The organism is Thiosocius teredinicola, from assembly GCF_002009425.1.
Taxonomy (GTDB): domain Bacteria; phylum Pseudomonadota; class Gammaproteobacteria; order Chromatiales; family Chromatiaceae; genus Thiosocius; species Thiosocius teredinicola.
This window is the reverse complement of sequence record NZ_CP019936.1, coordinates 3,649,361-3,662,924: the sequence shown is the minus strand read 5'-3', so window position 1 is coordinate 3,662,924 and position 13,564 is coordinate 3,649,361. Positions and strand designations below refer to the sequence as shown.

Genomic DNA, 13,564 nt, shown 5'->3' with positions numbered 1-13,564 from the left:
GCATTGATGTTGACTTAAATCATGTCAAGCCGCTTACTTTTCGCATGGCTGTGAAATGGTTCCGGCGAGCCATCGAATGTTCTGTACGGCAAGCTGTTGAAGCGGTTAAATATGCGGTCTCATTGCAGTCGAGAATTCGTCGATGAACCGTGCCAGCCTGCTGATCACCCTCCTGATGGGCATCCTGACAGTGGTGTTGTGGGGCATAGTCAACCGCCCCGATATTGAGCCGCCGTGGCCAGCCAAAGTTGAAGGCTTCTCTTTCTCGCCCATGCGCGGCGAGCAAAGCCCGATCCGACGCGAATACCCCGACATCGCCAGCATCGATGAAGATCTGGCGTTGTTGGCCGGCGATGCGCATGCCGTGCGCACCTACACCGTTGAGTCGACCATGGCCGAGGTGCCCCGGCTCGCCGGCGTGCATGGTCTGAACGTCGCGCTCGGAGCCTGGATCTCCAATAACGAAAAACGCAATGAAGAAGAAATCAAGCAGCTGATCAAGGTGTTCCGCGAGAACCACAAGCAGGTGGTTCGCGTGTTCGTCGGTAACGAGGTGGTGTTCCGTACCGAGCAGACGGTCGACGAGATGATTCAACACATCCGTCGCATCAAGAAATCGGTCTGGGCCCCGGTAAGCACCGCCGAGCCGCCTCACATCTGGCAGCAGAATCCCGAGCTCGCCCAGGAAGTCGACTTCATTGCAGTCCATCTGCTGCCCTATTGGGAAAAGGATATTCCGATCGAGGGGGCGGTGGACTATGTGCTCGAGAACTATCACAAGCTGCAGGAGCAGTTTCCCGACAAGGAGATCGTAATCTCCGAGGTGGGCTGGCCGAGCAACGGTCGCACGCTCGGTGTGGCAGTGCCGAGCCATGCCAACCAAGCGAAGTTCCTGCGACGCTTCCTGGCCGAGGCGGAACGCGAAAATATCACCTATTACATCATGGAGGCCTTCGATCAGCCGTGGAAGCGCGAGATAGAGGGCGAGGCGGGCAGCCATTGGGGGATCTACAACGTCGACCGCGAGCCGAAGTTCGCGTTCACCGCGCCGGTCGTGCCGGTGCCGAACTGGACCAATCTCGCGGCCATCAGTATCGGCCTGTCGATCCTGGTGCTGGCGCTGCTGTTCCGCGACAGTGGGGGGCTTTCGCCCGGCGGGCGCGGCTTCCTGGCATTGATTGTCTACGCCATCACTACGTTCGTCGTGTGGTTGCTGTACGACTTCACCCAGCAGTACCTGACGCCATTGATGCTGGGTGTCGGCATCATGCTGTTCGTCGCCGTGATCGGGGTTATTGTCGTGTTGTTGGCCGAGGCGCACGAGTGGGCCGAGGCCTTGTGGCTGAAACGTTGGCGGCGCTCGCCCGAGCCGCTGGTGGTGTCGGATGCCGAGCTGCCGAAGGTGTCGGTGCATGTGCCGGCCTACAACGAACCGCCGGACATGCTGATCGAAACGCTGGACGCGCTGGCCGCGCTCAACTACCCGGACTACGAGGTGTTGGTTATCGACAACAACACCAAGGATCCGGCGGTGTGGGAGCCGGTCAAGGCGCATTGCGAAAAACTCGGTGAGCGTTTCCGTTTCTTCCACGTCGCGCCGCTGGCCGGTTTCAAGGCTGGTGCGCTGAACTTCGCGATGCGCGAGACGGCGCCCGATGCCGAGGTGATCGCCGTTATCGACAGCGACTACTTGGTCGAAGAGAACTGGCTGCGCGAGCTGGTGCCGATGTTTTCCGACCCGAAGATGGCCATCGTGCAGGCCCCGCAGGACTACCGCGACGGCCACGAGAACGCGTTCAAGGCGATGTGCCAGGCCGAGTACCAGGGGTTCTTCCACATCGGCATGGTCACGCGCAATGAACGCAACGCCATCATCCAGCACGGCACCATGACCATGGTTCGCCGCAAGGTGCTCGAAGAGGTCGACGGCTGGGCTGAGTGGTGCATTACCGAAGATGCCGAGCTGGGTCTGCGCATCTTCGAGCGCGGTTACGCCGCCACCTATATTCCGCACAGCTATGGCAAGGGCCTGATGCCCGACACCTTCCTCGACTTCAAGAAACAGCGTTTCCGTTGGGCCTACGGTGCGGTCTTGATCATGCGCGATCACCTGTCGTCGTTGCTGGGGTTGAGCAAGACCAAGCTGACCGCCGGGCAGCGCTACCACTTCATCGCAGGGTGGTTGCCGTGGTTGGCCGATGGCTTCAACCTGGCCTTTAACCTGGCGGCAATCGGCTGGACGGTCGGCATGATCGTGGCGCCCGAGCATTTCGCGCCGCCGCACGTGATCTTTGCGGTGATGCCGCTCGCGCTGTTTCTGTTCAAGGTGTCGAAGATGTTCTTCCTGTATCGACACCGCGTGCAGGCGGGTTTCCGTCAGAGTATCGCGGCCGGACTGGCCGGGCTCGCGTTGTCGCACACGATCGCGCGGGCGATGCTCACCGGGTTCATTACCCGCAAGATCGGCTTCTTCCGTACGCCGAAGAACGCGGATGCACATAGTCTGCTGCGTGCCCTGCTCGATGCGCGCGAAGAACTGATGTTTCTGACGGCGTTGTGGCTCGGTGCCTATGCGGCGCTGCAGCGTCCCGATGGCGATATGCTCGACGTCCGCATCTGGGCGCTGATGATGGTCGTGCAGAGCATCCCGTACGCCGCTGCCGCATTAATGTCGTTGATCAGCGCAGCGCCGAAGCTGCCCGGCTGGTTGGTCGGACGGATGCGCGCGCTGTCGCACCAGTCGTCTGCACAATAGCTGACCCAGGGATTGCCTGATACCGGCGCCGTACTACGGCGCCCGGTTGGCCATGGCGCCCCGGGTTACGCGCCTTGCTTACTGGAAGTCGTAGTGCTTCTCGACGTCTTCGGTGATCTCCCAGGTGCAGCTCATGCCCTGCGGAAAGGTGATCAGGTCGCCGCGCTTGAAGCTCTGCGGTTCGCCGCCTTCGGGCGTCACCGTGAACTTGCCGCGCAGGATGTAGCAGGTTTCCTGTTGCTGATAGGTCCACGGAAAGGTCGAGGCCTCTTTGCGCCAGATCGGCCAATCGTAGACGCCCAGCACTTCGAGTTTCATCGGCGAGGGATTGCGCTCGACTAAGATCTGATCGTTGCTCATCATGCATTCCTGTTCGTTTATGCTGTCATCGACAGCCCGTTATGGCGGGCAAGTTTACCCGAACGCAGCCAAGGGCATTGAATGGAACGGACCGCAACGATCAACAGCTTGGCCGAACGTCTGCTGCAACGCGGTTGGCAGATTGCGTGCGCCGAGTCATGTACCGGTGGCGGCATCGCCGCGGCGCTTACCGACGTGGCGGGTTCGAGTGCCTGGTTCGATCGCGGCTTCGTGACCTACAGCAACCAGGCCAAACAGGAGATGCTGGGGGTCGCCGCCGAAACGCTGGCTGCGTTCGGCGCGGTCAGTCGTGAAACGGTGATCGAGATGGCTGCCGGTGCTCTGCAGCGGAGTCATGCGCAACTCACGGTGGCCGTCAGTGGTATCGCCGGTCCGGGCGGCGGGACGCCGCAGAAGCCGGTCGGCACCGTATGGCTGGCGTGGGCGACCGCCGATGAGGTCGTCGCCGTGGATCATCTGTTTCCCGGTGACCGTGCGCAGGTGCGCGCCGCGACGATCGACGCGGCCCTTCAGGGATTGCTGGACAGGGTGACATGAGCGACCAGACACGTCGCCTGTTCTTCGCCCTGTGGCCGGACGATGCGACGCGCCTGGCGTTGTTTCACTGGCAGACCTATAACCTGCCCGCCGATGTGCGCTGGCAGCACCGGGCCGATCTGCATATGACGCTGCATTTTCTCGGTCAGGTCGAACCCGATCGGATCGACGAGCTGCTGGATCTGGGTGAATCCGTTGGCAAAACGCCGTTCGGCCTGTTGCTCGACGAGATCGGCTACTGGCCCAAGCCACAGGTGCTGTGGGCCGGGCCGACGTCGCCTCCGGCCGAGCTGCTGAACCTGCAGCTGGCCTTGGGTGAAGGCCTGCACGGGCTCGGTTTTGCAACCGACGAGCGACCTTTTCGCGCCCACGTCACGTTGGCGCGCCGGGTGCACGAGCGACCTGCGACTGAGCCGCTGGCGCCGCTGGCCTGGCCGGTCAGCCAGCTCGCCCTGGTCGAATCCCGGCCGGGCAGGGCGCCGATGTATCACCCGGTCGGCCAATGGGCGCTGCATTGAGTGTCGATTGAAAAAATCCACTAGAAAACAAAAAGAGAACGAACTACACTGTCGCCAACCACGTTGAATCTGCTACCGGGGGATTAGGGAATGGACGATAACCGCAAAAAGGCGTTGGCTGCCGCGCTCACTCAGATTGAGAAGCAGTTTGGTAAAGGCTCAGTCATGCGCATGGGCGATGCCAATGCCATACGCAATATCGAGGTCGTGTCGACCGGCTCATTGAGCCTCGACCTGGCGCTCGGCGTAGGCGGCGTACCCAAGGGGCGGGTGATCGAAATCTTCGGTCCGGAATCGTCGGGTAAAACGACCATGACCCTGCACATCGTCGCCGAGGCACAGAAAACCGGCGGCACCTGTGCGTTCGTCGACGCCGAGCACGCACTCGATCCCGTTTATGCCGAAAAGCTCGGCGTGGACATGGACGAACTGCTGGTCTCGCAGCCGGATACCGGTGAGCAGGCGCTGGAGATCACCGACATGCTGGTGCGTTCGGGCGCGGTCGATGTCGTCGTGGTCGACTCGGTGGCGGCGTTGACGCCGAAGGCCGAGATTGAAGGCGACATGGGCGACTCGCACGTCGGTCTGCAGGCGCGTCTGATGTCGCAGGCATTGCGTAAGCTCACCGGCAACATCAAGCGTTCGAACACGGTCGTTATCTTCATCAACCAGATCCGCATGAAGATCGGCGTGATGTTCGGTAACCCCGAGACCACCACCGGCGGTAATGCGCTCAAGTTCTACTCGTCGGTTCGTCTGGATATCCGCCGTACCGGCGCGATCAAGAAGGGCGACGAGGTGGTCGGTAACGAAACCCGCGTCAAGGTGGTCAAAAACAAGGTCGCGCCGCCGTTCCGTCAGGCGACGTTCGAGATCCTGTACGGCGAGGGCGTATCGCGCGAAGGCGAGATTATCGAGCTCGGCGTCGCCCAGGGTCTGATCGAGAAGTCGGGTGCTTGGTACAGCTACAACGGCGACCGCATCGGCCAGGGTAAAGAGAACGTGCGCAACTTCCTGAAAGAGAACCCGGATATCGCGCGCCATGTCGAGACCCAGATCCGTGCGGCGCTGATTCCGGAATCCGTGCCAGAGCCTGACGCCGCCGAAAAGCCGGCGGCCGAAGACGACGCATGAGCGATGTCGTCGAGCAGGACGATGCGACAGCCGTCGAGCTGACGGCTGTCAAACTGCTCGCCAGCCGTGAACACAGCCGCTACGAGTTGCGCCGCAAGCTGGTGGCGCGTCATCCTGACGGCGCGCTCGTCGATGCGGTTCTCGACGACCTGACCGGTCGCCGTCTGCTCGATGACGAACGGTTCGCCGAATCGTATGTCGCCCAGCGAACCCGCAAGGGTTACGGCCCGGTTCGGATTCGCGCCGAGCTTGCCGAGCGTGGTATCGAGGGGGCGCTGGCCGAATGTTGGCTCGAAGCAGCCGGTGATCGCTGGACGGAATTGCTGGCCGACGTGGCGCATCGTAAGTTCGGCGACGCACCGGCCGAGGATATGCGGGCGCTGAGCAAACGCGGCCGGTTTCTCGAACAACGTGGTTTTCCCGTCAGTCTGATCCGCCGCTACCTCGACGACGTCAAGGCGTTCTGATCCACCTCGAATCTGCAGGCTGAGCCGCTCCTCCTATCTGTTTCGTTCACTCCCTGTTTGCCCCGATCGGGTGCATGGCTTCCGTGTGGGAGCTAATTGACTGAAATCTCGTGGTTTTGACAGCAATCCTCGGGTGACTTTTTCGCCCAACCTGCATACCATTTCTGTTTCGCTATCCGATACCCACTCCTGTATGAAAACCAGCGCTGATATTCGCTCCGCATTCCTGAACTATTTCGCCGGCAAGGACCACGCCATCGTCGAGTCGAGTCCGCTGGTGCCCGGCAACGATCCGACCCTGCTGTTCACCAACGCCGGCATGGTCCAGTTCAAGGATGTGTTCCTGGGCAAGGAAAAGCGCAGCTATGTACGCGCGACCACGTCGCAGCGTTGTGTGCGTGCCGGCGGCAAGCACAATGATCTCGAAAACGTCGGCTACACCGCGCGTCATCACACCTTTTTCGAGATGCTCGGCAATTTCAGCTTCGGCGACTATTTCAAGCGCGAAGCCATCCAGTACGCCTGGGAGTTTCTGACCAGCGTCATGGGGCTGCCCGCCGAGAAACTCTGGGTCACGGTCTATCTCGACGATGACGAGGCTGCCTCGATCTGGCTCGATGAGATCGGCGTCGATCCATCGCGTTTCACCCGCATCGGCGACAAGCCGGGCGGCAAACCACATGAGAGCGACAATTTCTGGTCGATGGGCGATACCGGACCCTGCGGTCCCTGCTCGGAGATCTTCTACGACCACGGCCCCGAGGTGTGGGGCGGCCCGCCCGGCACCCCGGAGGAAGACGGCGACCGCTACATCGAGATCTGGAACCTGGTGTTCATGCAATTCAACCGTGACGCCGACGGTGAAATGACGCCACTGCCCAAACCCTCGGTGGATACCGGCATGGGTCTGGAACGTCTCGCGGCTGTCATGCAGCATGTGCACTCGAACTATGAAATCGATCTGTTCGAATCGCTGATCAAGGCGGCGGCCGAGGCGACCAACACGACCGACCTGTCATCGAAATCGCTGCGCGTTATCGCAGACCACATCCGCTCCTGCGCCTTCCTCGTGGTCGACGGCGTGACCCCGGGCAACGAAGGGCGCGGCTATGTGTTGCGTCGGATTGTTCGGCGCGCCATCCGCCACGGCTACCAGCTCGGACAGCAACAGCCGTTCTTCTATACCCTGGTCGAGGCGCTCGACAAAGAGATGGGCGATGCCTATCCCGAGCTGCGCCGTTCGAAAGAAGTGGTTGCGCGCGTGCTCAGGGTTGAGGAAGAGCGTTTTGCCGAAACGATCGAGCAGGGCATGCGCATCCTCGACGACGCGATCCAGGGAATGGACAGCAAGGTGATCCCGGGCGAGGTCGTGTTCAAGCTATACGACACCTACGGATTCCCAACCGATCTGACCGCCGACATTGCGCGCGAGCGTGGTATGGAGATCGACCAGGAGGGTTTCGACAGGGAGATGGCGGCGCAGCGTGACCGCGCGCGTGCGGCCAGCCAGTTCGGCGTGACCGAGGTCGCCGAGTTCGATGTTGAGGGTGAGACGGATTTTACCGGCTACGAACGCCTGCAGGACTCGGCGACGGTGATCGCCTTGTTCAAGGACGGCCAGTCCGCCGATCAGCTCGACGCCGGGCAGAACGGTATGGTCGTGCTCGATCGCACCCCTTTCTATGCAGAGTCCGGCGGCCAGGCTGGCGATGTCGGCTATCTGAAGGTCTCCGGTAGCGCCGAGTTCGCCGTTACCGATACCCGCAAGCACGCCGGCACCGTGTTTGCGCATATCGGCGAGCTCAAGAGTGGCGAATTGCACGTTGGCGACAGCGTGGTCGCCGAGGTCGATTGCGACCGACGCAGCGCCACCGCGCTAAATCACTCGGCAACGCATTTGCTGCATGCAGCACTGCGCAAGGTGCTCGGTGAGCATGTCGGTCAGAAAGGCTCGTTGGTCGAGGCCGATCGTCTGCGTTTCGACTTCTCGCACTATGAGCCGGTAACGCGTGAGCAGCTGATCGAGATCGAACGCTTGGTCAACCAGCAGATTCGTATGAACCACATGGTCGAGACGCGCATTATGGCGATCGACGACGCCAAGGCCTCGGGTGCCATGGCGCTGTTCGGCGAGAAGTACGACGAGCAGGTGCGCGTGTTGCGCATGGGGGATTTCTCGACCGAGCTGTGTGGTGGCACGCACGTCAAGGCGCTCGGTGACATCGGCCTGTTCAAGATCACGATGGAGACCGGCATCGCATCGGGCGTGCGGCGTATCGAGGCGGTCACCGGCGGGCGCGCTGTCGAATGGATCGAGGCGGACGAAGAGCGTCTGCTGCGCATCGGCGGCATGGTGAATGCGGGCAAAGATGAGCTCGAGGACAAGCTGGGCAAGCTGCTCGAGCGCAATAAAAAGCTCGAGAAAGAACTCGACCAACTCAAGTCCAAGCTGGCCTCGGCTGCCGGGTCGGACCTTGCATCGCAGGCGGTCGACGTCAATGGTGCGAAGGTGCTTGCCGCGAGCCTCGAAGGTGCGGATCCGAAGTCGTTGCGCGACACCCTTGATCAGCTCAAGAACAAGCTCGGCAGCGCCGTAGTCCTGCTGATCGCGGTGAACGGCGAAAAAGTCAACCTGATCGCCGGGGTCACCAAAGACCTGACCGACCGCTGCAAGGCGGGCGACCTGGTAAAGCTGGCCGCGGAAAAGGTGGGCGGCAAAGGCGGCGGTCGGCCGGACATGGCGCAGGCCGGTGGCTCCGACCCCAGTGGGGTGCCGGCAGCGCTCGAGGCCGCCCAGGCCTGGGCGGCCGAAAAGCTTTAAGTCAGGGCGAAAATGTTGTTAAATCGCGCGTTTTCGCGGGCCTTTCAGGCCCGCCGATCAACTACAACCCAACGGGATTTCAGAGCGTCATGACGCTGATCGTCCAGAAGTACGGTGGCACCTCGGTAGGCACGGTCGAACGTATCCAGAATGTTGCTGCGCGCGTGAAGAAACACCGCGATCGCGGCGAAGACGTGGTCGTCGTGGTGTCGGCAATGTCGGGTGAAACCAATCGATTGATCGGCCTGGCCGGCGAGATCAGCGGTACGCCGAGCGCACGCGAGATGGATGTGCTGGTGTCGACAGGCGAGCAGGTGACGATCGCCTTGCTGTGCTTGGCCCTGCATGAGATCGGTTGCGATGCGCGCTCGTACACCGGGGCCCAGGTCCACATCCTGACCGACAGTGCGCATTCGAAGGCGCGCATCATGGATATCGATCATGCCCGCGTGTGCGCCGACATCAAGGCCGGTCGCGTGGTCGTCGTTGCCGGGTTCCAGGGTGTCGACGAAAAAGGCGATATCACGACCCTGGGTCGTGGTGGATCGGACACCACCGCGGTTGCAATGGCAGCCGCGCTCAAGGCCGATGAGTGCCAGATTTTTACCGACGTCGATGGCGTGTACACGACCGACCCGCGCGTCGAGCCCAAGGCGCGCAAGCTCGATCGCATCACCTTCGAAGAGATGCTCGAAATGGCGAGCTTAGGGTCGAAGGTATTGCAGATTCGCTCGGTGGAATTCGCCGGCAAATACAACGTGCCCCTGCGGGTCCTTTCCAGTTTCGAGGAAGGCGGTGAGGGCACACTGATAACTTTGGAGGAAGACGGCGTGGAAGCAGCCAAAATCGCCGGGATCGCGTTCAACCGCGACGAAGCCAAGCTGACCATCCGCGGTGTGCCCGATCAACCCGGTGTTGCGTACAAGATTCTCGGCCCGATCGGCGAAGCCAATGTCGAGGTCGATATGATCGTGCAGAATATCGCGAATGACGGTACGACCGATTTCACCTTCACGGTAAACCGCACCGACTACGCCAAGGCGATGGGAATTCTGCAAAAGGAATCGGCCGAACTGGGCGCGCGTGAAGTGGTCGGCGACGACAAGATCGTCAAAATCTCGCTGGTCGGCGTCGGCATGCGCTCACATGCCGGCATCGCGAGCAAGATGTTCGAGGCCCTCTCCAAGGAAGGTATCAATATTCAGATGATTTCCACCTCCGAAATAAAAATTTCGGTAGTGGTCGACCAGAAATACCTCGAGTTGGGTGTGCGATCTCTGCACGAGGCATTTGATCTTGCTGAGGAATCTGTCACCTGAATCAACGTTTTGCCTTCTTCTGGCGCAAGGATGTTGCTAAACTTGCTGCGCCCCTGATCCATAACTACAAACGGGGCAAGGTTGGCAAACAAGCACTTTCAGCGCGGCCCAAGGATCATGGTGATCCCGCTGGTGAGTGGCAAAGGAGTGGATCCATGTTGATTCTGACGAGGAGGGTCGGTGAGACCCTTATGATTGGCGACGAGGTTACAGTCACGGTGCTGGGCGTGAAAGGTAACCAGGTACGGATCGGCGTCAATGCACCGCGCGACGTGTCGGTGCATCGCGAAGAGATTTACGACCGTATCAAACGCGAAAACGGACAAGCCGACGACTGATACGTCGGGTTTATAAAGTTTTAGTGCCTAACTGATTGCGGGCGTCTTGCCCGGTGCATGCTCCAGGGCCAGCAGCGATGTTGGTCCTGGAGCATCACCCGATTGACAATCTCGGGTTGTCGCGAGGTTGCAAGGTGTTGCTTTGCCCTTAAAATAGCGCGGCTTGCCGATGTCGGATTGACCCGGCGACGGGCCCGAAGGGGTGAGGGACGAAGTCCCGAATAATCGCGCTCCCCGACATGGTCCGCAGGACCATTGGAGCGCCGAGCACAGATTTGGAGAGATGGCCGAGTGGCTGACAAGACAGCCAACGGCTGTCGCAGAACGTCGCCTCTGGCGACGGCCCCGAAGGGCTGAGGGACAAAGTCCCGAATAATCGCGCTCCCTGACATGGTCCGCAGGACCATTGGAGCGCCGAGCACAGATTTGGAGAGATGGCCGAGTGGCTGAAGGCGCTCCCCTGCTAAGGGAGTATGGGGTTAATAGCTCCATCGAGGGTTCGAATCCCTCTCTCTCCGCCATATTCCGGGCGCGGACTGATTGACATTCGTGCTAAAAACACGCAATATCCGCGCCTCGAAATTGCGCATGTAGCTCAGCTGGATAGAGTACCTGGCTACGAACCAGGCGGTCGGAGGTTCGAATCCTTCCATGCGCGCCATACCTAAAAGGCTCAGCTCATCGCTGGGCCTTTTGCCTTTCTACGGGGTCCGAGATTCGAACCTCCGACATCAAAATGGTGTTCGACAAGCGCCGGCGGAGCGCAGAACGGCCGTAGGCCGATAATCCTTCCATGCGCGCCATACCTAAAAGGCTCAGCTCATCGCTGGGCCTTTTGCCTTTCTACGGGGTCCGAGATTCGAACCTCCGACATCAAAATGGTGTTCGACAAGCGCCGGCGGCGCGCAGAACGGCCGCAGGCCGGTAATCCTTCCATGCGCGCCATACCGAAAAGGCTCAGCTAATCGCCGGGCCTTTTGCTTTGCTGTGCAGCAATAACGGCATATCGACCGCGAATCAAAGCCGCCACTCAAACATGCAATTCATCATGGCGTTCTGGCATGACGACGTCCGCATTGTCGGGCAACGCCTCGGCAAAGCGCTGCATGGCTTCCGGTTCACCGTGTACCAGGAATGTCTTGTCGGGCTTGGGTGCTGATTGCCACCACGCCAGCAACTCGTCGCGGTCTGCATGCGCGGAAAATCCACCGATGGTGTGTATCTGCGCATTGACCGGCATCTCTTCGTGGAACACGCGCACCGTCTGTGCGCCGTCGATGATGCGTCGTGCCAAGGTACCGCGCGCTGCATAGCCGACGAAGATCACGCTGCTGTCGCGTCGCCACAGGTTGTGCTTGAGGTGATGCCGTACCCGTCCACCGGTACACATTCCCGACCCGGCGAGGATGACCGCGCCACCGTCGATCCGGTTCAATGCCATTGATTGCGACGTTTCACGCGTGAAATGTAGCCCCGGCAGGTCAAAGGGGTCACGACCCTCGCTGAACATCTCCTTCGCTTCGGCGTCATAGCACTCGGGATGGTGGCGAAAGATCTGGGTTGCCGAGATTGCCATCGGTGAGTCGAGAAACACCTGTATGTGTTTCGGTAGCTGTCCCCCTTCGACGCCTTCGCGCAGGCAAAACAGCAGTTCCTGGGCGCGCTCCAGGGCGAAGGTGGGAATGATGACGTTGCCGCCCCGGTCCAAGGTGTTGCGGATGGCGGCGTACAACTCATCGATCGATGGCTGCAGCGCCTTGTGATCGCGATCGCCGTAGGTTGTTTCCATGACGACAAAGTCTGCCGGTGGTCGCGGCGCCGGGTCGCGCAAAATGGGCCGGCCGCTGTAGCCGAGGTCGCCTGAGAACAATACCCGCCGCTGTGAACCTTTGCTGTCGAACTCCAGCAGGACGCTGGCCGAACCCAGGATGTGGCCCGCATCAATGAAAGTTGCACGAACGCCGTCAGCGAGCGGTATCGGATCGCCGTAGCTTGCGGTGCGTCCGAAATAGTCCAGGCTGTTGAGCGTGTCGAGTGTTGTGTACAGCGGCGCGACTTTCTTCTTGTTGCCACCGTGACGTGATGCCCGGCGGTTTTTGCGTTCCGCGTCCTCTTCCTGCAGGTGGGCTGCGTCGAGCATGACCAGCTTGGCGAGTTCGCGTGTGGCCGCGGTGGTGACGATTTCGCCGCGAAAACCGCGTTCGGTCAATAAAGGTATGCGGCCACAATGATCGAGGTGCGCGTGAGTAAGTAGCAGGTAGTCGATGGATGATGGGTCGAACCCCAGGGGCTCGTGATTATCTTCTTCGAGTTCGCGGCCACCTTGGTAGAGCCCGCAATCGACCAGAATCCGCTTGCCCGCACATTCGACCAGGTGGCAGGAGCCAGTGACGCCTTGATCGGCGCCGTGAAACGCCAATTTCATGTTTTGCCTCCCGTTCTACCGAAAGGATCGCGCACGCCCCAATACGAACAACACACGCGACACGCGGTGGCGTGCTTTGGGTGTACGGCTATCGTCTCACCGAGTGCAGGTAGCGACAAGCGAAATGCGAGAGTCAGTCGGTCGGCGCATGTTGAACAGGCAGTGTGAGTTCGGCGCCCGGCGAGATTGCATGTTCGGCAAACCAGCCTCGTGGAACTTCGAGCGCATACAGCGCAGGCCGATCTGACTCGTGGAAGGTGCGATCATCCAGCGCCTGCATACGACGTATGTTGATGAGCCGACCGTCCAGATCGAAGAACCCGATATCCAGGTCAACGGGTGTGTCGCGCATCCAGAACCTGAGTATGCCCGGTTCCGGGTACACGAACAGCATCCCGGTTCCTGAAGCCAGGTCGGTTCGATGTTTCAGGCCCTGTTCGCGTGCGGTGGCGCTACGTGCGATTTCGACCACGATCGGAACATCGTTGACCCGAACATTCGCTTTCGGCAATGGACTGTCGGTGGAATGAAACCAATACCTGGCACCCGTTGCCAGCAACATGGCCGCCACGACAAGGAACCAAGCAGCCCAGTGGCGTCGTGTGTTTCGTGGATTCATGGTTTTTCGATAGACATGCGCATGGCCGGGCTCGAGCGACGGTGCGCTTATCGGGCGGTGGTCGAACGAAGGCCAGTCTATCGCCAACGGGCGGTTGAGGCCAAAAATCACTGACGTGGTCGACCGATGAAAATACTATGCTGCCGGCCATGCGATAGAGCGAAGATCGAACGCTAGTTGGTGCCACATGGGGCGCGCTGAACGATAGGGTCGTCGGTTTACGCCAGGTTCCAGTGATGATTGCGCGAAT

At 60.5% G+C, this 13,564-nt stretch carries 11 protein-coding genes and 2 tRNA genes; 10 read left to right on the top strand and 3 right to left on the bottom strand.

Annotation, left to right across the window (positions count from 1 at the left end; genetic code table 11):
- Window positions 1–142: 142 nt before the first annotated feature.
- Entirely contained in the window at window positions 143–2,755 is a 2,613-nt protein-coding gene (locus tag B1781_RS17340; RefSeq protein ID WP_078120863.1) for a glycosyltransferase, read from the top strand.
- Between the two features lie 78 nt (window positions 2,756–2,833).
- Here the strand turns inward: B1781_RS17340 and B1781_RS17335 are convergent, their stop codons facing one another.
- The gene (locus B1781_RS17335) at window positions 2,834–3,115 is read right to left on the bottom strand and encodes a cupin domain-containing protein (protein ID WP_078122116.1); all 282 of its coding nucleotides are present in this window, start codon (window positions 3,113–3,115) and stop codon (window positions 2,834–2,836) included.
- An 81-nt stretch (window positions 3,116–3,196) separates the two neighbouring features.
- Between B1781_RS17335 and B1781_RS17330 the strand changes: the two genes are divergently transcribed.
- From B1781_RS17330 to B1781_RS17290, 9 genes are all read left to right on the top strand, one after another.
- Complete coding sequence (locus B1781_RS17330; RefSeq protein ID WP_078120862.1) at window positions 3,197–3,673, top strand: CinA family protein; 477 nt, start codon at window positions 3,197–3,199, stop codon at window positions 3,671–3,673.
- On the top strand, window positions 3,670–4,191 hold the full coding sequence (thpR, locus tag B1781_RS17325; RefSeq protein ID WP_078120861.1) for an RNA 2',3'-cyclic phosphodiesterase: 522 nt from the start codon (window positions 3,670–3,672) through the stop codon (window positions 4,189–4,191). The genes B1781_RS17330 and thpR overlap by 4 nt, the downstream gene beginning before the upstream one ends.
- Window positions 4,192–4,281: 90 nt before the next feature.
- A complete protein-coding gene (recA, locus tag B1781_RS17320) occupies window positions 4,282–5,325 on the top strand; it encodes a recombinase RecA (RefSeq protein WP_078120860.1) in 1,044 nt (347 codons plus the stop codon).
- Window positions 5,322–5,792 (top strand): regulatory protein RecX, encoded by a 471-nt coding sequence (locus B1781_RS17315; protein ID WP_078120859.1) that lies wholly within the window; start codon window positions 5,322–5,324, stop codon window positions 5,790–5,792. The genes recA and B1781_RS17315 overlap by 4 nt, the downstream gene beginning before the upstream one ends.
- Before the next feature lie 193 nt (window positions 5,793–5,985).
- The gene (gene alaS / locus B1781_RS17310; protein ID WP_078120858.1) at window positions 5,986–8,613 is read left to right on the top strand and encodes an alanine--tRNA ligase; all 2,628 of its coding nucleotides are present in this window, start codon (window positions 5,986–5,988) and stop codon (window positions 8,611–8,613) included.
- A gap of 89 nt (window positions 8,614–8,702) precedes the next feature.
- Window positions 8,703–9,932 carry an aspartate kinase gene (locus B1781_RS17305; protein ID WP_078120857.1) on the top strand — a complete coding sequence of 410 codons (1,230 nt, stop codon included), beginning with the start codon at window positions 8,703–8,705 and terminating at the stop codon, window positions 9,930–9,932.
- Window positions 9,933–10,087: 155 nt separating this feature from the next.
- A complete protein-coding gene (csrA, locus tag B1781_RS17300) occupies window positions 10,088–10,270 on the top strand; it encodes a carbon storage regulator CsrA (RefSeq protein WP_078120856.1) in 183 nt (60 codons plus the stop codon).
- 428 nt (window positions 10,271–10,698) lie between these two features.
- Window positions 10,699–10,791 (top strand) — tRNA-Ser (locus B1781_RS17295).
- A gap of 63 nt (window positions 10,792–10,854) precedes the next feature.
- Window positions 10,855–10,931 (top strand) — tRNA-Arg (locus tag B1781_RS17290).
- Window positions 10,932–11,300: 369 nt separating this feature from the next.
- Here the strand turns inward: B1781_RS17290 and B1781_RS17285 are convergent.
- Together B1781_RS17285 and B1781_RS17280 are read right to left on the bottom strand one after the other, a co-directional pair.
- Window positions 11,301–12,695, bottom strand: a complete 1,395-nt coding sequence (locus B1781_RS17285) for an MBL fold metallo-hydrolase RNA specificity domain-containing protein (RefSeq protein ID WP_078120855.1) — start codon at window positions 12,693–12,695, stop codon at window positions 11,301–11,303.
- A gap of 133 nt (window positions 12,696–12,828) precedes the next feature.
- On the bottom strand, window positions 12,829–13,314 hold the full coding sequence (locus B1781_RS17280) for a DUF192 domain-containing protein (RefSeq protein WP_125932150.1): 486 nt from the start codon (window positions 13,312–13,314) through the stop codon (window positions 12,829–12,831).
- Window positions 13,315–13,564 lie beyond the last annotated feature (250 nt).